This window comes from Marinobacter qingdaonensis (assembly GCF_034555935.1).
GTDB classification, from domain to species: Bacteria; Pseudomonadota; Gammaproteobacteria; order Pseudomonadales; family Oleiphilaceae; genus Marinobacter; species Marinobacter qingdaonensis.
This window is the reverse complement of the sequence record NZ_JAYDCJ010000003.1, coordinates 1,888,907-1,906,768: the sequence shown is the minus strand read 5'-3', so window position 1 is coordinate 1,906,768 and position 17,862 is coordinate 1,888,907. Positions and strand designations below refer to the sequence as shown.

The 17,862-nt window shown below is 60.6% G+C and carries 20 protein-coding genes; 6 read left to right on the top strand and 14 right to left on the bottom strand.

Going from position 1 to position 17,862, the window contains the following annotated elements; all coding sequences use genetic code 11:
• Positions 1 to 17: 17 nt before the first annotated feature.
• The 3 genes from U5822_RS11995 to zapE form a co-directional block, all read right to left on the bottom strand.
• Positions 18 to 1,925, bottom strand: coding sequence for a DUF1302 domain-containing protein (locus U5822_RS11995; RefSeq protein ID WP_322855856.1), 1,908 nt, complete (start codon positions 1,923 to 1,925; stop codon positions 18 to 20).
• Positions 1,926 to 2,257: 332 nt separating this feature from the next.
• Positions 2,258 to 3,442, bottom strand: coding sequence for a thiolase family protein (locus tag U5822_RS11990; protein ID WP_322855855.1), 1,185 nt, complete (start codon positions 3,440 to 3,442; stop codon positions 2,258 to 2,260).
• Between the two features lie 88 nt (positions 3,443 to 3,530).
• The gene (gene zapE / locus U5822_RS11985; RefSeq protein WP_322856925.1) at positions 3,531 to 4,628 is read right to left on the bottom strand and encodes a cell division protein ZapE; all 1,098 of its coding nucleotides are present in this window, start codon (positions 4,626 to 4,628) and stop codon (positions 3,531 to 3,533) included.
• A 234-nt stretch (positions 4,629 to 4,862) separates the two neighbouring features.
• Between zapE and U5822_RS11980 the strand changes: the two genes are divergently transcribed.
• Positions 4,863 to 5,294: a Z-ring associated ZapG family protein gene (locus U5822_RS11980; protein ID WP_322855854.1), complete on the top strand. Its 432-nt coding sequence runs from the start codon at positions 4,863 to 4,865 to the stop codon at positions 5,292 to 5,294.
• Positions 5,295 to 5,299: 5 nt separating this feature from the next.
• Here the strand turns inward: U5822_RS11980 and U5822_RS11975 are convergent, their stop codons facing one another.
• The 11 genes from U5822_RS11975 to U5822_RS11925 form a co-directional block, all read right to left on the bottom strand.
• On the bottom strand, positions 5,300 to 6,043 hold the full coding sequence (locus U5822_RS11975; RefSeq protein ID WP_322855853.1) for a Nif3-like dinuclear metal center hexameric protein: 744 nt from the start codon (positions 6,041 to 6,043) through the stop codon (positions 5,300 to 5,302).
• Positions 6,044 to 6,204: 161 nt separating this feature from the next.
• Positions 6,205 to 7,257: a histidinol-phosphate transaminase gene (hisC, locus tag U5822_RS11970; protein WP_322855852.1), complete on the bottom strand. Its 1,053-nt coding sequence runs from the start codon at positions 7,255 to 7,257 to the stop codon at positions 6,205 to 6,207.
• 34 nt (positions 7,258 to 7,291) lie between these two features.
• Positions 7,292 to 8,596, bottom strand: a complete 1,305-nt coding sequence (gene hisD / locus U5822_RS11965) for a histidinol dehydrogenase (RefSeq protein ID WP_322855851.1) — start codon at positions 8,594 to 8,596, stop codon at positions 7,292 to 7,294.
• Between the two features lie 175 nt (positions 8,597 to 8,771).
• Positions 8,772 to 9,416, bottom strand: a complete 645-nt coding sequence (gene hisG / locus U5822_RS11960) for an ATP phosphoribosyltransferase (protein WP_322855850.1) — start codon at positions 9,414 to 9,416, stop codon at positions 8,772 to 8,774.
• A gap of 29 nt (positions 9,417 to 9,445) precedes the next feature.
• Complete coding sequence (gene murA, locus U5822_RS11955) at positions 9,446 to 10,708, bottom strand: UDP-N-acetylglucosamine 1-carboxyvinyltransferase (RefSeq protein ID WP_322855849.1); 1,263 nt, start codon at positions 10,706 to 10,708, stop codon at positions 9,446 to 9,448.
• A gap of 28 nt (positions 10,709 to 10,736) precedes the next feature.
• Positions 10,737 to 10,979 carry a BolA family protein gene (locus tag U5822_RS11950; RefSeq protein ID WP_322855848.1) on the bottom strand — a complete coding sequence of 81 codons (243 nt, stop codon included), beginning with the start codon at positions 10,977 to 10,979 and terminating at the stop codon, positions 10,737 to 10,739.
• 105 nt (positions 10,980 to 11,084) lie between these two features.
• Positions 11,085 to 11,417 carry an STAS domain-containing protein gene (locus U5822_RS11945; RefSeq protein WP_322855847.1) on the bottom strand — a complete coding sequence of 111 codons (333 nt, stop codon included), beginning with the start codon at positions 11,415 to 11,417 and terminating at the stop codon, positions 11,085 to 11,087.
• On the bottom strand, positions 11,414 to 12,067 hold the full coding sequence (locus U5822_RS11940) for an MlaC/ttg2D family ABC transporter substrate-binding protein (RefSeq protein WP_322855846.1): 654 nt from the start codon (positions 12,065 to 12,067) through the stop codon (positions 11,414 to 11,416). The genes U5822_RS11945 and U5822_RS11940 overlap by 4 nt, the downstream gene beginning before the upstream one ends.
• 36 nt (positions 12,068 to 12,103) lie before the next feature.
• Positions 12,104 to 12,553: an outer membrane lipid asymmetry maintenance protein MlaD gene (gene mlaD / locus U5822_RS11935; RefSeq protein ID WP_322855845.1), complete on the bottom strand. Its 450-nt coding sequence runs from the start codon at positions 12,551 to 12,553 to the stop codon at positions 12,104 to 12,106.
• 67 nt (positions 12,554 to 12,620) lie between these two features.
• Positions 12,621 to 13,403: a lipid asymmetry maintenance ABC transporter permease subunit MlaE gene (gene mlaE / locus U5822_RS11930; protein WP_322855844.1), complete on the bottom strand. Its 783-nt coding sequence runs from the start codon at positions 13,401 to 13,403 to the stop codon at positions 12,621 to 12,623.
• The gene (locus tag U5822_RS11925; protein ID WP_322855843.1) at positions 13,400 to 14,212 is read right to left on the bottom strand and encodes an ABC transporter ATP-binding protein; all 813 of its coding nucleotides are present in this window, start codon (positions 14,210 to 14,212) and stop codon (positions 13,400 to 13,402) included. Before U5822_RS11925 ends, mlaE begins: the two co-directional genes overlap by 4 nt.
• Before the next feature lie 190 nt (positions 14,213 to 14,402).
• Here U5822_RS11925 and U5822_RS11920 point away from each other — a divergent pair, with 190 nt between their 5' ends.
• Genes U5822_RS11920 through lptB form a run of 5 tightly spaced genes read left to right on the top strand, consistent with a single transcriptional unit; the run spans position 14,403 to position 17,843 of the window.
• Entirely contained in the window at positions 14,403 to 15,383 is a 981-nt protein-coding gene (locus U5822_RS11920; RefSeq protein WP_322855842.1) for a KpsF/GutQ family sugar-phosphate isomerase, read from the top strand.
• Positions 15,383 to 15,952 carry a KdsC family phosphatase gene (locus U5822_RS11915; protein WP_322855841.1) on the top strand — a complete coding sequence of 190 codons (570 nt, stop codon included), beginning with the start codon at positions 15,383 to 15,385 and terminating at the stop codon, positions 15,950 to 15,952. Before U5822_RS11920 ends, U5822_RS11915 begins: the two co-directional genes overlap by 1 nt.
• Positions 15,949 to 16,599: an LPS export ABC transporter periplasmic protein LptC gene (gene lptC / locus U5822_RS11910; RefSeq protein ID WP_322855840.1), complete on the top strand. Its 651-nt coding sequence runs from the start codon at positions 15,949 to 15,951 to the stop codon at positions 16,597 to 16,599. Before U5822_RS11915 ends, lptC begins: the two co-directional genes overlap by 4 nt.
• On the top strand, positions 16,583 to 17,140 hold the full coding sequence (gene lptA, locus U5822_RS11905; protein ID WP_322855839.1) for a lipopolysaccharide transport periplasmic protein LptA: 558 nt from the start codon (positions 16,583 to 16,585) through the stop codon (positions 17,138 to 17,140). The genes lptC and lptA overlap by 17 nt, the downstream gene beginning before the upstream one ends.
• Positions 17,118 to 17,843: an LPS export ABC transporter ATP-binding protein gene (gene lptB, locus U5822_RS11900; protein ID WP_322855838.1), complete on the top strand. Its 726-nt coding sequence runs from the start codon at positions 17,118 to 17,120 to the stop codon at positions 17,841 to 17,843. Before lptA ends, lptB begins: the two co-directional genes overlap by 23 nt.
• The last annotated feature ends 19 nt before the right edge of the window (positions 17,844 to 17,862 follow it).

The window sequence follows — 17,862 nt, the reverse complement described above, 5'->3', positions numbered from 1 at the left end:
ACGAATTCTTTCCGGTATCAGAATGAGTAGGACACACTCGCGGCTACAAAGTCACGATCCGTCAACTCGTTATACGGCTTGCCGCCGAAAAAGTTGGTGTAGCCGATATCTGCCGTAATCTTGTTCTGATAGATGGCTTCCACAGAAAGCCCGACGGCCTTGCTGCCTTCGTTGAACGCACCACCCGGCTGCGGGCTGTAACCCTGGACATCATGAGACCAGGCCAGCTGCGGACGCAGGTTTACACCCGCAAACACGTTCGGATAGTCCCAGACGAAGCGGGCACGGTAACCCCAGGAGAAGTCGGTGGTAAAGCCCTCGTTGTTGCAGTAGTTGGTGTTGATGTTGGCGCCGCCGGCACAAACATCGGCGCCGCCCAGTGAGTCAAGCGGCACCTGACCAACGCCGAAGGTGCCCGAACGCCCGTAACGGGCTTCGTCGTACTCTGGCAAATCGTGGATATAGGTCGCACCAAACTCAGTGATCAATGACAGACGGCTGGCGCCCATCACCTGGTCGAAGAACTTGATCAGGGTGAACTGAGCTTGAGAGACCTTGAAGCGGTCATAACCATCCACCTTCTGAGCTGCCAAGTTAGCACCACCGGACTCGGCGAGACGCTGGCGCTCAAGAAGGCTCAGAGGCGTTTGGTTACCGTCCGCATCGGTTCGAGCCTGGATACCACCCAACAGCAGCTCAAAGGCGTTCCACTGCAGCGGCAGGTTGGGCCGGAAGCTATACTCAGCCCCCAAAGACCACCCTCCTGGCGTGGTGGTGTTGATGCTCACACCGTACAAGTCGATATTTTCCGGATACTCGATAAAGTAGCTCGGAAAAGTCGCAAACGGTTCACTTGGGTCGTTAGTCTGGGAGCCCTCGGGATCAGACGGGTTGTTAACCTGACCACTCACGTAGGGAAGACGGCTATTATACTTGATGTAATAGAAGCCCAGCTCGGAGTCGTTCAGAGCGGGCACATACCAGCGCATGGCCACACCGAACTGATCCTTGGAATCGGCTTCTTCGTCACCGAGGCGAGGCGCAATAAAGCCCTGAGCGAACGCCTGAGAGTCCGGCAGCTGGCCGGCCAGCAATACCGGACCACAGCCATCTGAGGCAAAGTCGTTGGTGGAGAAGAAGGTGCCACAATCGTCAGGCTTGACCGGCTCCCAGTCCGCCTGCACGAAAGTTTCCAGAGTGATGTTCTCGGTCACACCGGCGGAGGCGTAAAACATTTCCACTGGCAGCAGGGCGTCTTTCAGCTCTGAACCTGGCGCGCGGAAGGCCGGCACATCTACCGGGTTGATGACGTTGATGCCGCCCTGGATGAAGGTGCTCTCACCCCAGCTCAGGACCTGACGGCCGTAGCGCAGGCTCACCGGGGTATTGCCGAAATACCAGTCGGAGAACACGTAGGCATCGAGAAGCTCGCCGCCAGAGGCGTTGTCCTTGGCTTCGTCGTTCAGCTCGCGCCGCTGTCCCACTGGATCGACCGCACGGCTTTCATCCTTCAGCTCGAAATCGTAGTAGTAACGCCCACGGACCAGGCCGCCAACACGAGTCAGCATGTCACTGTCCACGTCGTAGCTCAGGAACAGCTCACTGTTACCCTTAACCACTTTGGAATAAGTGTCGCCCTTCTCGAAGTTCAGGTTACCGTCATCGTAGTTGTTGGTGGACGCACCAACGTTGGCTCTCGCGCCACCCGGAGCGAACTCCGGCCCCAGGTTACCTTGGGCGATCAGGCGCTTATCCTGCTCTGCAACTCGCCAGCCGACACCGGCAGACAGCGTGGTGTTTACCTGGGCTTCGACGTCCCCCACATAGAATGAATAGGCGGCAGCCTGGCCAGACATACCGGCCGCAACTGCCACGGCAAGCGGTAATTTTGTCCAACGCTGCCATTGCTGAGTTTTTCTTGTCATTGGAAGGCTACTCCATTGTTGTTCTGAGTCGCTGCTCTGATTATTGGTGTTCACGATGTTTTGGAGGCTTCATGCACAGTGCTCGTGATGTTGGCACTATAGCTAACGCTGTCGAGCGCTTTGATCAGTCAAAAGTATGATTTTGCCGTCATCCCTTGAATGCCCGCGGGTTTACTCGCACCGCTTCACTATAGACAACAATTTCGGATGCAACCACTTTGGTTTGATAGGAATTTCTGGTTCTGGCGGGAGGGTTACAGAGGGGAATCTCAAAGGCGGAATGATCAGGAGGAGGCGACCCGAGCCCCAACGGGAGCTCGGGTCGGGCAGGATTACAACAGCTCGATGGCCATGGCGGTGGCTTCACCACCACCGATGCACAGAGCCGCCACACCCTTCTTCTTGCCATAGCGCTGCAGGGCGTACATCAGGGTGACCAGCAAACGCGAACCGGTTGAACCGACCGGATGCCCCTGGGCGCAGGCGCCGCCGTGGACATTGACCTTTTCCGGGTCCAGCCCGAGCTCACGAATCGGCATCATGGCCACCATGGCGAAGGCCTCGTTGATCTCGAACAGATCCACGTCGTCCTTGCTCCATCCCGTTTTCGCGAACAGGGTCTCAATGGCGCCAACCGGGGCGCAGGTGAACTCGGACGGATGCTGGGACTGGGTGCTGTGACCAACAATACGGGCCAGGGGTTTCAGGCCCCGCTTCTCGGCCTCGGACTCACGCATCAGCACCAGGGCCGACGCGCCGTCGGAGATGGAGGAGGCGTTGGCTGCGGTGACGGTACCGTCTTTGCTGAAGGCCGGACGCAGGCTCGGGATTTTCTCGATGTTGGCGTTGAACGGCTGCTCATCGTCCGACACCACTACCTCGCCCTTCCGGGACTTGACGGTGACCGGGATGATCTCGTCCTTCAGCAGGCCTTCGTTGATGGCCCGCTGGGCCCGCTTGAGCGAGTTGATGGCGTAGGCGTCCATGTCTTCCCGGGTGTAGCCCTTCTTATCAGCCATTTCCTGGGCGAACGCCCCCATCAGGCGACCGGTTTCGGCATCTTCCAGGCCATCGAGGAACATATGGTCCTGAGCGGTATCACCAGGGCCCATGCGGTAGCCCTTGCGCGCCGTCGGCAGAATGTAAGGCGCATTGGACATGCTCTCCATGCCGCCGGCCACCATGATGTCATTGCTGCCCGCCTTGATCAGGTCGTGGGCGAACATGGCCGCTTTCATGCCGGAACCGCACAGCTTGTTGATGGTGGTGGCACCGGTGTGGTCCGGCAACCCGGCCTGGCGCATGGCTTGGCGGGCAGGGCCCTGCTTCAGGCCGGCGGGCAGGACGTTGCCCATGATCACTTCCTGCACGTCCGCCGGCTGCAGCCCGGCACGCTTTACGGCCTCGGCGATGCTGATGGCACCCAATTCCGGGGCGCTGACGGAAGCCAGACTGCCCTGGAAGCCGCCCATCGGCGTACGTACGCCGCTGACAATCACTACGTTATCGTTGCTCATACCTGAATCTCTCTGTCGTTGTCGTTGGTGCGATGCGTTCTGCACCTGCGTTGTTGTCGATTGACAATCCGTTGTTGTTATTCGGCCCTTACGGCTTGTGAGCGGCCTCGAGGTATTCCCGGGACTGCATCTCCAGCAGTCGGGATTCGGTCCGCTCGAACTCGAAGCCCAGGCGTCCGCCGGCGTAGAGTTCGGTGATCGGTGCGGCGGCCGAGATGATGACCTTCACGTTGCGGTCGTAAAACTCATCCACCATGTTGATGAAGCGGCGGGCTTGATCGTCCTTGTCACCGCCGAGGATCGGCACATTGCTGATGATCACGGCGTGGAACTGGCGCGCCAGCTCGATGTAATCGTTCTGACTGCGCGGCCCGTCACACACGTCCTTGAAATCAAACCAGACCACGTCGTCGGCGTGGGCCTGGGCCGGGATCTTGCGGCCGTTTATTTCCATGCTGTGACTGTGCTTGCCCGCCTCAACCGCGAGGGCATCAAAGCTCTTGCGCAGACTGATGTCTGCTTCCTCGTCCAGCGGCGAATGGAACAGCTCGGCCTGTTCGAGGGTACGCAGCCGGTAGTCGACGCCACCGTCCACGTTCACCACCTCGGTGTATTTCTTGACCAGGGCGATGGCCGGCAGGAACCGCGCCCGCTGCAGGCCGTCCTTGTACAGGCCATCCGGCACAATGTTGGAGGTGCACACCAGGGTCACGCCCCGGCTGAACAGGCCGTCCATCAGCGTGGCCAAAATCATGGCGTCGCCGATGTCGGAGACAAAAAACTCGTCAAAACAGATGACCCGGGTCTCGTCGGCAAACTTCTTGGACACCAGCTCCAGCGGGTTCTTCTCGCCCTTGAGCGATTTCAGCTCGTTGTGCACCCGCTGCATGAAGCGATGGAAGTGCACCCGCATCTTGCGATCGAACGGCAGGGACTCGTAGAAGGTGTCCATCAGGTAGGTCTTGCCGCGCCCAACGCCGCCCCAGAAGTACAGCCCGGTGACCGGCTCTTCCTTACCTTTCTTCAGCTTACGGCGCAGTTTCGCCATCGCCTTGTTGCGATCGCTTTCAGCCTCCACCAGTTTGTCGTAGAGTGCCTGTAACCGCTTAACCGCATCTTCCTGGGCGGCATCCCTCTGAAATTCCGGGCGCTCCAGGTCCTGCTGGTATCGCTCCCAGGGGGTCAGATTCTTGGTGGCGCTTGAGGGTGTCGCTGAGGTCATTGAGGTATTCCAGGAGATTGGTCATAAAAATTTGGGCGCCGTATTGTCGCGTATTTCAGCTTTTTTCGCCACGTTGGGCGCATCTTGAGCAATACGACGATTGGCGCACGAGACAATCATGGGCTGACTGGCCTTCGGGCGTTATACTCGGTACTGGTGCGAGGCTAATTTCCAGGCAATAAAAGGACGACACTGCATATGACAAACCTGATTCTGGCAGCGATTGCCGCATTGATTGTGGGCATCGTCATCGGGGTACTTGTTGGCCGCTCCGGGCAGGGAACCACGCTAAGACAGCGTCGGGCGGAACAACAGATCGAGGAACTGAGAAGCGAATATACCCGCTACCAGGCCCAGGTGAACGAACACTTCATGGAGTCTGCGCACCTGCTTCGCCGCTTTAACGACGCGTACCGCGATGTGAATCAGCACATGGCCCGCGGCGCCAATCGTCTGTGCAACGACGAGGAGTGGACCGAAGAGCTGGCCCAGGAGACCTCAAGAAAACGCCTGGAAGAAGTCAGCGACGACGGCGTTGAGCCGCCCCGCGACTATGCTCCGAAAACCGATCCGGACGCCTCAGGCACCCTGGCAGAAGGCTTCGGCCTTCCCAAGAAAGAGAAGGCCTGACGTTGTTACACCGGGTTGTCGCAATCAATAAAGGTGTGTGACAACCCGAATTCCTCTGCCAACGCTTCCCCCAAGGCCTGAACACCGTAACGCTCGGTGGCATGATGCCCGGCGGCATAATAATGAATGCCGCACTCACGAGCCGTGTGCGTCGTGGGCTCGGAAATCTCCCCACTGATGTAGGCATCCAGCCCGGTCTCAAGCGCCTTGCCAATGAAGCCCTGGGCAGCCCCCGTGCACCAGCCTACCCGCTTGATCTCCGACCGGCCTGCACCCACGTGCAGCGGCTCCCGATTGAGCTTGCCAGTGAGATGCTGCCCCAACTGTTCCGGCGTCATGGCCTCGGGCAACTCCCCTTCCCACACCAGACCACCGAGCGGGCGCGGATTATCGATGCCCAGCACTTCGGCCAACTGGCGGTTATTGCCGTATTCGGGATGGTCATCCAACGGCAGGTGATAGGCCACCAGATTCACATCGTGGTCCAGCAGCTGTTTGAGACGCTCGCGCTTCATGCCCCGAATGCACTGGTCTTCCCCTTTCCAGAAATAGCCATGGTGCACCAGGATCATGTCCGCGCCAGCGTCGATGGCAGCGTCCAGCAGCGCTTTCGATGCGGTGACCCCGGTGACCAAGGTCCGGACCTCGTCCTTACCCTCAACCTGGAGGCCGTTCGGGCAGTAGTCCTGGAAGTTCTCGGGCTGCAGCCATTCGGTGATTTTGCGAAGGATTTCGTTGCGATCTGCCATAAGATTCTCCATGCGAAAGTTCAGGCATGTGAGTGGCCGGCAGGCGGGGAGGCTTTCCCGGGAACCGCTACAAGCACATCCATGTGCGCTTGACTCCGGCCATCCATGGCCTCCGACATTCCCGGGAAAGCCTCCCCACCTGCCTCCGCTAAACTGAGGAATTACATCAGCTCAAGAGCACCAATCAGAGCATCATTTTGCTCCGGCGTACCGATGGTGATCCGGAGGAATTGATCAATGCGCGGCTTGTTGAAGTGGCGAACAATGATGCCCTGCTCCCGCAGCGCCTGAGCCAGGGCTTCGCCCGCTTTCGACTGAGGGCGGGCAAAGACGAAGTTCGCCTTGGACGGCAACACCTCAAAGCCCAGACCCTCCAGCGCCTCGGTCAGCCGCTCACGCTCGCTGATTACGCCATCGCAGCACTTCCGGAACCAGGCTTCGTCCTCGTAGGCCGCCTGGGCGCCGGCCAGCGCAAGGCGGTCCAGCGGGTAGCTGTTGAAGCTGTTCTTGACCCGGTTCAGGGCCTCAATCAGATCCGGGTGGCCTACGGCAAACCCGACCCGAAGGCCCGCCAGCGAACGGGCCTTCGACAAAGTCTGGGACACCAGAAGGTTTGGGTAGTCATCCACCAGACGAATCGCGCTTTCCCCGCCAAAGTCGATGTAGGCCTCATCCACCACAACCACCCGATCCGGGTTGGCCTGCAGGATTTTTTCGACTTCGGACAAATTCAGATAACGCCCGGTCGGGGCGTTGGGATTCGGGAAGATCACCCCGCCGTTGGGCTGGGCGTAATCGTCCGGATTGATCTCGAAACGGTCATTCAGCGGAATGCGCTTGCCTTCGATGTGATAAAGGCCGCAGTAGACCGGGTAAAAGCTGTAGGTGATGTCCGGGAACAGAATCGGCTCACCGTGCTGGAACAGGCCATAAAAAATGTGCGCCAGCACCTCGTCCGAACCATTGCCAAGAAACACCTGTTCTGGCTTCACCTTGTGGTAGCCGGCAATGGTCTTGCGCAGGCTTTCGCCCTCAGGATCGGGATAGAGGCGCAGGCTGTCGTTCAGCTCGGCCTGAATGGCCTCGATCACCTTGGGCGATGGGCCAAACGGGTTTTCATTGGTGTTCAGCTTGACCAGATTGGCCATCTTCGGCTGTTCGCCTGGTACATAGGGCACCAGGTCGTTGACCAGTGGGCTCCAGAACTTGCTCATAATCATCTAACTCCGGGAAACGTTGCGAGTGGACTCACTTCTTGACTCGGTATTCGGCGGAACGGGCATGAGCCGTCAAACCCTCTCCGCGCGCCAAGACCGAAGCCACCCGCCCCATCCGGTCAGCGCCAGAGGCGCTGAAGCCGATGATAGAGGAACGCTTCTGGAAATCGTAAACCCCCAGGGGTGAGGAAAAACGCGCGGTGCCGCTGGTCGGCAGCACGTGGTTGGGGCCGGCGCAGTAATCACCCAGCGCCTCGGCGGTGTAGCGCCCCATGAAGATGGCACCGGCGTGTCGAATCTCAGCCATCAGGGCTTCGGGATCCTCCACCGACAGCTCCAGGTGCTCGGGCGCGATCCGGTTGGATACCGCTGCAGCCTCGCTCAGGTCCGCGACCTGGATCAACGCCGCCCGGCTGCTGATCGATGCCTCAATGATCTCGGCCCGCTCCATGGTCGGCAGCAGCTTGTTGATACTCGCTTCCACCGCATCCAGGAACGAGGCGTCCGGGCTGATCAGAATGGACTGGGCCTGCTCATCGTGCTCCGCCTGGGAAAACAGATCCATGGCAATCCAATCCGGATCGGTCTCGCCGTCGCAGATCACCAGGATCTCGGACGGCCCGGCGATCATGTCGATGCCGACCGTTCCAAACACCTCGCGCTTGGCGGTAGCCACAAAGATATTGCCCGGCCCCACGATCTTGTCGACAGACGGAATGGTCTCGGTACCGTAGGCCAGAGCCGCTACCGCCTGGGCGCCGCCCACGGTAAACACGCGATCAACCCCGGCAATGGCAGCCGCCGCGAGCACCATATCGTTCACCACACCATCCGGTGTGGGCACCACCATGACCACCTCACTGACACCGGCCACCTTGGCGGGGATGGCGTTCATCAGAACCGAGGAGGGATAGGCCGCCTTGCCTCCGGGCACGTAGAGACCGGCCCGGTCCAGCGGTGTCACCTTTTGCCCGAGCACTGTGCCGTCCTCTTCCTGATACTGCCAGGAGGTCTGGCTCTGGTGCTCGTGATAGCTGCGAATGCGCTCTGCCGCCTGCTCCAGGGCCACCCGCTGATCTCCGGGGATGTTTTTCAGCGCCTTCTGCAAGCGGTCGTGGCTCATTTCGAGCTCGGCAACACTGGCAATTGTCAGCCGATCAAATTTCTCGGTGAACTCCAGAACGGCAGCATCGCCTCGGGTCTTCACCTCATGCAGGATATGACGCACCGACTCGTTCACCTGATGATCAACACTGTCGTCCCAGGCCAGCAGCTTGGCCAGTGAACTGTCGAAGTCACTCTGGGAGGCGTTTAAGCGTGTGATGCTAACGGTCATGAGTCCTATCCTGTCTTGGATAACGGGTTTGATGTTGCTGAAGTCATCAGTGAATTCGGCGCACCGGCCTGGCAGGGCTGACCAAAACTGTGCGGAGCCATGGATGGCGGAGCCCAAGCGTCACACGACGTGCTTGAGCGGGTTTTGGTCAGCCCTGCCAGGCCGGTGCTCGCAATCAGGCCTGCCGCCGTTTTTCTACGGCAGCCGACATCTTTTCGATTATGGGGTTTAACCGCTGGTGTTTCATCTTCATCGACGCCCGATTCACCACCAGGCGGCTGCTGATGTGCTCAATCAGGTCCCGCGGCTCCAGACCATTGGCCTTGAGCGTGTTGCCGGTATCCACGATGTCGACGATCTCATCGGCCAGACCAAGGATCGGTGCCAGCTCCATCGCCCCGTACAGCTTGATGATGTCGGCTTGGCGCCCCTGGGCCGAGTAATACCGGCGGGCCAGATTGACGAACTTGGTGGCCACCTTGATCCGCCCCGCCGGCGGCTCCTGATCTTTCGGCCCCGCGGTCATCAGACGGCAGCGGGAGATGTTCAGGTCCAGCGGCTCGTACAGGCCCTCGCCACCGTGCTCCATCAGCACATCCTTGCCGGTCACGCCCAGATCGGCGCCACCGTACTGAACGTAAGTCGGCACATCGGTGGCGCGAATGATCAGCACCCGCACACTGGGGTCGGTGGTGGGGAACACCAGCTTGCGCGACTTCTTGATGTCGTCGACCAGTTCAATACCTGCTTCCGCCAGCAGCGGCAGCGTCTCTTCGAGGATTCGACCCTTCGACAATGCGATGGTGATGGAATCTGTCATGCGTCCTTCCGGTTTCCCGTTGGTTTCCGTCACGCCGGCAAGCGGCGGATGCTGGCGCCCAGTAGCTGCAGCTTCTCTTCGATGCACTCGTAGCCGCGATCAATGTGGTAGATGCGGTCCACGATGGTGTCCCCGTCGGCCACCAGGCCAGCAATGACCAGACTCGCAGATGCCCGCAGGTCCGTGGCCATGACCGGCGCACCGGCCAGATGCTCGACACCTTTGATGATGGCGGCGTTGCCCTCCAGGGTGATGTCAGCGCCCATGCGGATCAGCTCCTGCAAGTGCATGAAGCGATTCTCGAACACCGTCTCAACGATCGTGCCACTGCCCTCGGCGACCACATTCATGGCGGCAAACTGCGCCTGCATGTCGGTCGGGAAAGCCGGGTAAGGCGCAGTGCGCAGGCTGACGGCCTTGGGCCGGTTGCCTTTCATGTCGAGCTCAATCCAATCCGGCCCGGTGCTGATGTGGGCACCCGCCTCATTCAGCTTCAGCAAGACCGCTTCCAGCAGGTCTTCCCGGGTGTCTTTTACCTTGACCCGACCACCGGTGGCGGCAGCCGCCACCAGGTAGGTGCCGGTCTCGACCCGGTCCGGCAGCACGTCGTAATGACAGCCGCGCAGGCGCTCCACGCCATTGATCTCGATGGTGGCGGTGCCGTGGCCCTTGATGTCGGCGCCCATGGCAATCAGACACTCGGCCAGATCGACCACTTCCGGTTCCCGGGCCGCGTTTTCCAGGATGGTCTTACCGTCGGCCAGGGCCGCCGCCATCATCAGGTTTTCGGTACCGGTCACGGTCACGGTATCCAGGAAGATGTGCGCGCCTTTGAGGCGGCCATTGGTCTTGGCCTTGATGTAGCCATTTTCGACCTTGATCTCCGCACCCATCATTTCCAGACCGTGGATATGCAGGTTCACCGGACGGCTACCGATGGCGCAACCACCGGGCAGCGAGACTTCAGCCTCACCGAAGTGAGCCACCAGCGGCCCCAGCACCAGGATGGAGGCGCGCATGGTCTTCACCAGCTCGTAGGGCGCGTGGAAATGCTTGATGGTGTTGGCGTGGACTTCCACGCTCATTTTTTCATCAATCATCAACTCCACACCCATGCGGCCCAGCAGCTCGATCATGGTGGTGACGTCGTGCAGGTGCGGCAGGTTGCCTACGGTGACGGGCTCATCGGCCAGCAGGGTCGCCGCCAGAATCGGAAGCGCCGCGTTCTTGGCTCCGGAAATCCGGATTTCGCCGTCCAGAGGCTTGCGCCCCCTGATCAAAAGTTTATCCACAGTGTCTATCCTGTCTTGGTCGGGCCGCTTAGCCCTGGCGCGCAGCCCACTCGGCCGGCGTAAAGGCTTTCGGGTGCAGTGCGTGAATCGTTCCATCCATGATCTGCTGGAACAACGCCTTGTTGATCAGCTGCTGCCGCTTGATGGTCGGCAACCCTTCGAAAACGTCACCCACGACAACGACCAGATAATGGGTTCCGTCGACCTGAACCTGCACTTCGCAACCGGGCAAGGCTTCTTCAACCAGCGCGGTGACTTCGTTGGCGTCCATAAAAATTCCTCGGGTGTTTGAAAACAGGGGCGAGATTGTAACCAATTCCTGACGCTGGGTCAGCTTTACCATTGAGTAATCGGGAAGGGAAAACGGCGCGACGGCCTAGGAAGAAGCCTGGATCTGAGCGGCATCGAAGCCAGCCAAGTGGTCGTCAAGATTGCTCAACGCCGCCAACGAAACCAAACGGTCACTGACACCACGGAATTGCAGTGAAAAACCGTGCGCCAAGGCGAGGCGCTGCCAGCACAGCAGCATCGAGAGCACCACGCTGCTGGCGGTACCCAGGTTGCCCAGGTCCACCACCAGATCCGAACCCACGGTCGAGATCAGCTCCTCCCCGTGCCGGCGAAGGGCCAGCACGGAATCGGCGTTCACGTCACCGCTCACCACCAGAAGCTCGCCAATCATCTCGACCCTGGGTGCCTCGGCGGTCATGACTGGCTGACTTCCTCGTCCAGCTTCAAGGACTCGACCGCATCACTCCAACCATCGATCACCGCCTGGATCTGGCCGCGCTTCTCTTCCATCTCCTGGGCGAACCGGTCACGGAAGGCCAGACCAATGTTGACGCCTTCGACGATCACGTTCTCCATCATCCAGCGGCCATCTTCGTTTTTGTACATGGAGTATGTGACCGGATAACGATTACCCGATTGTGTGATGACTTCCATCTGCACGGAACCACGGCCATCATCTTGCGGGTTGATGGTGGCCTCCTTGACTTTAATCTTGAATTCTTCGGCGCTTACCAGGGCCTGCGCGTAACTGTCAAACAGGCTGCGCTTGAACTTCTGGACGAACTCATCCCTTTGGGCCGGCGTGGTCTGGCGGGCATAGCGTCCCATCACCCGGGCGGCGATGCGGCGAAAATCCACGAATTCCCGCAGGGTTTCGTCCATGCTGACGTAGAACGCTTCCGGGTTCGATTTGTACAACCCGCGCTCTTGATTGAGCTTCGCCACCAGGCGCTGAGTATTGCTATCGACATAGGCTTGCAATTGCCGGGCGCCATCCGCCTGGGCCGGCGCCACCAGAAACGCCGCGAGCGCCAGAACCAGAGCCAGGCGTTGAGTCAGTGCAAACATGAGATTCTCCCTAAATCATTCAGTCTGTCGGCCTTCCTAGCGGCCGGATGCGAAGTTGCTGATCAGCCGCTCGAGGTTCATGGCCGACTGCGTGGAGTAGAAGGTGCCGCCATCCGCCAGCGACTCCATGTCTGCCCCCACCGATATATCAATGTACTGTTCCCCGAGCAGCCCGGATGTACGTATTACTGCCGAACTGTCGGCCGGGATGTTGTCGACACCGGCATCGATGGCCATGGTGACCCGGGCCTGGAAGGTGTCTTTGTTCAGGCTGATGGATTCGATCGTACCCACCGTCACCCCGGCCATGGAAACCCGGCCACGGGGGGCCAGGCCGCCGGTGTCGTTGAAATTGGCGTACACGGTATAGGTCCCCGCCGCATTCCTCGGAGTCAGACCACTAACTTGGAGTGCGAGGAACAGCAGCGCAGCCAGCCCGGCAATCATAAACAAACCAACAAGCAGTTCCGTGGTTCTCTTGGTCATTATCAACTCCAGGCCAGACACCTACCAATACGAAAAAAGTAGCCGAGAGATGCACTCTCTCGCCCATTCAAAAATCGCCAAACATCACCGCGGTCAGGACGAAATCGAGGCCCAGCACCGCCAGCGAGGAATACACCACGGTCTTGGTGGTCGCCGTGCTGATTCCAGCAGAGGTGGGCACACAATCGTAGCCCTGGTACACCGCGATCCAGGCACAGACAAAGCCGAACACCACGCTCTTGATCACCCCGTTGAGCACGTCGTCGGCAAAATCCACCGACGCCTGCATATTACCCCAGAACGAGCCCTCGAAAACGCCCAACCAGTCCACACCCACCAGCATGCCACCCCAGATACCCACGGTGGAGAAAATGATGGCCAGCACCGGCATGGCGATAAAACCCGCCCACAATCTCGGGGCGATGACCTGCCGCAGGGGATCGACCCCCATCATTTCCATGCTGGAGAGCTGCTCGGTCGCCTTCATCAGACCGATCTCCGCGGTCAGGGCGGAACCGGCCCGGCCCGCGAACAGGAGCGCGGTCACCACCGGCCCCAGCTCCCTTACCAGGGTCAGCGCGATCATCTGGCCCACCGCAGCCTCCGACCCGTAGCCGCTGAGGATGTTGTAGCCCTGCAACCCCAGCACCATGCCGATAAACAGACCGGACACGATGACGATGGCCAGGGACAGCACCCCCACGGAGTAAAGCTGCTTAACCAACAGGGCAAAACCGGTGGACGGTCGGGGCACGCCCGCCAGCACCCCAAACAGGAACTGCCCGGACCGGCCGAACGACGCAACAATGGCCAGACCCAGCTGCCCCAGGGCGACAATCCGATCGATCACACGCCACCCCCGGACACACCGTAATCAGCCGCCGCTTCGGCCGCCGGGTAATGAAACGGCACCGGCCCATCCGGCTGGCCCTGAAGGAACTGCTGGACCCGCTCAGAGGGGTGTGCCCGCAATTCCTCCGGGGTGCCGGCGCCGATGATCTGGCCATCGGCGACAATGCAGGCGTAATGGCAGATGCTCAGGGATTCGGGCACATCGTGGGACACCAGAACGCTGGTGAGCCCCATGGACGTATTGAGGTCGCGAATCAGTTTCACCAGCACGCCCATGGCAATGGGGTCCTGGCCGGCGAAGGGCTCGTCGTACATGATCAGTTCGGGGTCCAGGGCGATGCTGCGGGCCAGCGCCACCCGGCGCGTCATGCCCCCGGAGAGCTCGGCCGGCATCAATTGGCGGGCGCCTCGCAGGCCGACGGCCTCAAGCTTCATCAGCACGATGTCCTGAATCATGTCTTCGGGCAGCTTAGTGTGCACCCGAAGCGGAAAGGCGACGTTCTCGTAGACGTTCAGGTCGGTGAACAGGGCTCCGCTCTGGAACAGCATGCCGATCTTTTCTCTCAGCGTGTAGAGCGCGGCCCGCTTGAGCCTGGGCACTTCGTGGCCGTCGAGGCCGACGTAGCCGGAATCGGGGCGCAGCTGGCCGCCAATCAGGCGCAGCAACGTGGTTTTACCCGTGCCACTGGGCCCCATGATGGCGGTGATCTTGCCGCGTGGAATATCCAGACTGATGCCGTCGAGAATGCGGCGTCCGGACCGCGAAAAAACGACGTCTTTCAATGAAATGTAAGCTGGGGATTCCATAGCCCTTCCCTTCAATGGAGCGGGTACATTATGCCAAGCGGCCGGCAAGCTCAATCCGGTAACCGCGAAATATCCTGACTGGCTTGGTCAAATTGCCTGAAGTTTCAGTAACCCCGCGGCGATCCCGGGCGAAAATGATATACTCCGGGTCATTACCGACGTTCACCCAGCAAACCAGGCCCCAAGCCCGATGACAGACCAGAGTTCAAAGGATTTCCGTACCCCCGCGCTGCAAGCCATTCGCACCGAACGCGAGGCCATTGAAGCCCTGGAAGGACGCATCGACGACCATTTTGTCAGAGCCTGCGAGGTCATCATGGCCTGCAAGGGCCGGGTCGTGGTGACCGGCATGGGAAAATCCGGCCACATTGCCAACAAGATCGCGGCGACCCTGGCCAGCACCGGCACCCCCTCCTTTTTCGTGCACCCGGGCGAGGCCAGTCACGGCGACCTGGGCATGATCACCCCCCAGGATGTGGTTATTGCCATCTCCAACAGCGGCAACACCAGCGAAGTGGTTACCATTCTGCCGCTGATCAAGCGCATGGGCGCCCCGCTGATCAGCATGACCGGCAACGCCAACTCGACCCTGGCGCGGGAAGCCGTGGCCAATCTGGACGTCAGCGTCAAGACCGAGGCCTGCCCGCTCGGCCTGGCCCCCACCTCCAGCACCACCGCCACTCTGGTGATGGGCGACGCCCTGGCGGTAGCCCTGCTTGAGGCCCGGGGCTTCAGCGCCGAGGACTTCGCCTTCTCCCACCCCGGCGGCAGCCTGGGCCGGCGCCTGCTGCTGCGGGTATCCGACATCATGCACACCGGCGAGCGCATCCCGAAAGTGCACGAAGGTACAACCCTCAGTGGTGCGCTGCTTGAAATTTCCCGCAAGGGCCTGGGCATGACCACCGTGCTGGACACCAAGGGCCGTCTGACCGGCGTGTTCACCGACGGCGACCTGCGCCGCACCCTGGACAAGAACGTCGATGTGCACACCACCGCCATCGAACAGGTCATGACGCCGAACGGCAAGACCATCCAGGCCGATCACCTGGCCGCCGAAGCCCTGAACATCATGGAAGAAATGAAGATTAACGCGCTGCCGGTCACCGACGAGGCCGGCGATCTGGTCGGCGCCATCAACATGCACGACCTGCTAAGGGCGGGAGTCATCTGATGGCCGGGATCCAAAGCCCTCTGTCTGCCGACTGGTCCGACACCCTGCTCAAACAGGCATCCGCCATTCGTCTGATCGCCTTCGACGTGGACGGCATCATGAGCGATGGCCGACTCTACTTCAGCGCCAACGGCGACGAACTGAAGGCCTTCAACATCCTCGACGGACTCGGCCTGAAACAGTTGATGGCCGCGGGCATTACCGTTGCGGTGATCACCGGTCGCCGGTCACCCCTGACCGAAAAACGCATGGGCGACCTGGGTATCGACCTGCTGATGCAGGGCCGTGAAGACAAAAAGGTGGCGCTGCAGGAGATTCTGGCGACCCGGGACCTGCCGCACGAGGCCATCGCCTACATGGGCGACGACCTGCCGGATTTGCCGGCGATCCGTTTCGCCGGCCTGGGCATTACCGTCCCCAACGGCTACTGGCTGGTGCGGGAGCATGCCGATTACTGCACCCAGGCCGCCGGCGGACGCGGCGCTGTGCGCGAGGTTGCCGACCTGCTGCTGACGGCCCAGGGCAAGCTGGAATCGACCCTGGCGCCGTACCTGGAGCCCACACCGTGAGCCCGTCTCCACGCAGGGACACGGAGTCCCGCAACGGCGACGCCAAGTCCGGGCTGCTCGCCCTGCTGACGCTGGCGGAGCGACCATGGCTGCGCACCCTGGCCCTTGGCACCACCATCGCCGCAACCCTATTCCTGCTATGGCGCAGCGATGAGCCGCCGATTGTTCAGGACGAGGCCGCGCAGTTGCGGGGCCAGACCGAGCCCGACGGCTTTGTGGTGAATGGCAGCTACACCTCCTACGACGTCGACGGCAAGGTGAAAATCCAGTTCACCAGCCCGCGCATTGAGCAGTTCGAGGAAGGCAATGTCGCGACCATGAAGGCACCCAGGGCCGAACTGTTCGGCCAAACTGACAACGACCCCTGGATTGTCGAGTCGGAACACGGCAGCCTGCTGCAGAACGAAGGCATTCTGTACCTGACCGATCATGTCCGGGTCATCCGCACCGTTGGCGAACGGACCGCGACCCTGACCACAACCAGCCTGACCCTGGACAACGACCAGGGCATTGTCTACACCGATGCCCCGGTGACCATCACCGACGCCCTTGGCGTCACCCGGGCAAAAGGCATGAAGGCCTGGATCGATGACCGAATTCTCGAACTCAACTCCGAGGTGGAAGGACGCTATGAAACCGGCAAGTAAGCGATTGTTGGCCCTCGCTACCCTCACTCTGACACTGGCACTCTCCGGCCAGGCGTCGGCCTTCAACCTGGACTCCGACCTTCCGATCACGGTCAGCGCCGACAACGCGCGCCTGGATGACGCCCAGGGCATCGCCACCTACACCGGCGACGTTGAACTGGTCCAGGGTAAGACCCGGCTGACCGCCGAGCGGGTGGTGTTGTACCGGGACATCAATGGCCTCAGCCGCATCGAGGCGTCCGGCCAGCCGGCCCGCTATCAGCAGCCGACCCGGGATGGCCAGGGCGAGACCGACGCCCGGGCACTGGACATCACCTGGTCCGCCAGCGACGAACAACTTACCTTTGAACGCGAAGCCATCATTGAGCAGAATGGCAACCTGTTTCGGGGCGACGTCATTCATTATGATACCGTTCGCCGGGTGGTCACCGCCCAGGGCGGCGACACCACCGGTTCCGGCAGTGGCCGGGTCGAAATGGTGATTCAGCCACGCAGTACCAGGAGCAGACAGGGATCCGATGGCAGTTCTGAGAGCCAGTAACCTGGCAAAAAGCTACAAGCACAAAAAGGTCGTGATCGACGTGTCGCTCGAAATTCGCAGCGGCGAAATCGTCGGACTTTTGGGTCCCAACGGGGCGGGCAAGACCACCTGTTTCTACATGATCGTGGGACTGGTCCCCGCTGACCGGGGCCGGATCACCATCGATAGCCAGGACATCACCCCCCTGCCCATGCATGGCCGGGCCCGCAAGGGTATCGGCTACCTGCCCCAGGAAGCTTCCGTGTTCCGCAAGCTGACCGTGCGCGACAACATCATGGCGATCCTGGAAACCCGAAAAGGCATGAGCCGGCAGGACCGGGTGCACAAACTGGAAGAGCTGCTGGAAGAATTCCACATTACCCACATTCGCGACAGTGTCGGCATGGCGCTGTCGGGCGGGGAACGGCGACGGGTGGAAATTGCCCGGGCCCTGGCCATGGAACCGGCATTCATCCTGCTGGACGAGCCCTTCGCCGGCGTTGACCCGATCTCGGTCAGTGACATCAAGCACATCATTCGACACCTGCGCGACAAGGGTATCGGCGTGCTGATCACCGACCACAACGTGCGCGAGACCCTGGATATTTGCGAAACGGCCTACATCGTCTCGGGCGGGCACATCATTGCGTCCGGCAACTCCGAGACCATCCTGGCCAACCAGCAGGTAAAAGAGGTGTACCTGGGCAGCGAATTCCGGCTGTGAGACCGATTGTCCGATTGTG

Excerpts from the sequence above, each read along its gene's own strand:
- U5822_RS11995 (WP_322855856.1), bottom strand. The coding sequence starts at position 1,925 with ATGACAAGAAAAACTCAGCAATGGCAGCGTTGGACAAAATTACCGCTT.
- U5822_RS11990 (WP_322855855.1), bottom strand. The coding sequence starts at position 3,442 with ATGAGCAACGATAACGTAGTGATTGTCAGCGGCGTACGTACGCCGATG.
- U5822_RS11980 (WP_322855854.1), top strand. The coding sequence starts at position 4,863 with ATGACAAACCTGATTCTGGCAGCGATTGCCGCATTGATTGTGGGCATC.
- U5822_RS11975 (WP_322855853.1), bottom strand. The coding sequence starts at position 6,043 with ATGGCAGATCGCAACGAAATCCTTCGCAAAATCACCGAATGGCTGCAG.
- hisC (WP_322855852.1), bottom strand. The coding sequence starts at position 7,257 with ATGAGCAAGTTCTGGAGCCCACTGGTCAACGACCTGGTGCCCTATGTA.
- hisD (WP_322855851.1), bottom strand. The coding sequence starts at position 8,596 with ATGACCGTTAGCATCACACGCTTAAACGCCTCCCAGAGTGACTTCGAC.
- hisG (WP_322855850.1), bottom strand. The coding sequence starts at position 9,416 with ATGACAGATTCCATCACCATCGCATTGTCGAAGGGTCGAATCCTCGAA.
- U5822_RS11950 (WP_322855848.1), bottom strand. The coding sequence starts at position 10,979 with ATGGACGCCAACGAAGTCACCGCGCTGGTTGAAGAAGCCTTGCCCGGT.
- U5822_RS11945 (WP_322855847.1), bottom strand. The coding sequence starts at position 11,417 with ATGACCGCCGAGGCACCCAGGGTCGAGATGATTGGCGAGCTTCTGGTG.
- U5822_RS11940 (WP_322855846.1), bottom strand. The coding sequence starts at position 12,067 with ATGTTTGCACTGACTCAACGCCTGGCTCTGGTTCTGGCGCTCGCGGCG.
- mlaD (WP_322855845.1), bottom strand. The coding sequence starts at position 12,553 with ATGACCAAGAGAACCACGGAACTGCTTGTTGGTTTGTTTATGATTGCC.
- U5822_RS11925 (WP_322855843.1), bottom strand. The coding sequence starts at position 14,212 with ATGGAATCCCCAGCTTACATTTCATTGAAAGACGTCGTTTTTTCGCGG.
- U5822_RS11920 (WP_322855842.1), top strand. The coding sequence starts at position 14,403 with ATGACAGACCAGAGTTCAAAGGATTTCCGTACCCCCGCGCTGCAAGCC.
- U5822_RS11915 (WP_322855841.1), top strand. The coding sequence starts at position 15,383 with ATGGCCGGGATCCAAAGCCCTCTGTCTGCCGACTGGTCCGACACCCTG.
- lptA (WP_322855839.1), top strand. The coding sequence starts at position 16,583 with ATGAAACCGGCAAGTAAGCGATTGTTGGCCCTCGCTACCCTCACTCTG.
- lptB (WP_322855838.1), top strand. The coding sequence starts at position 17,118 with ATGGCAGTTCTGAGAGCCAGTAACCTGGCAAAAAGCTACAAGCACAAA.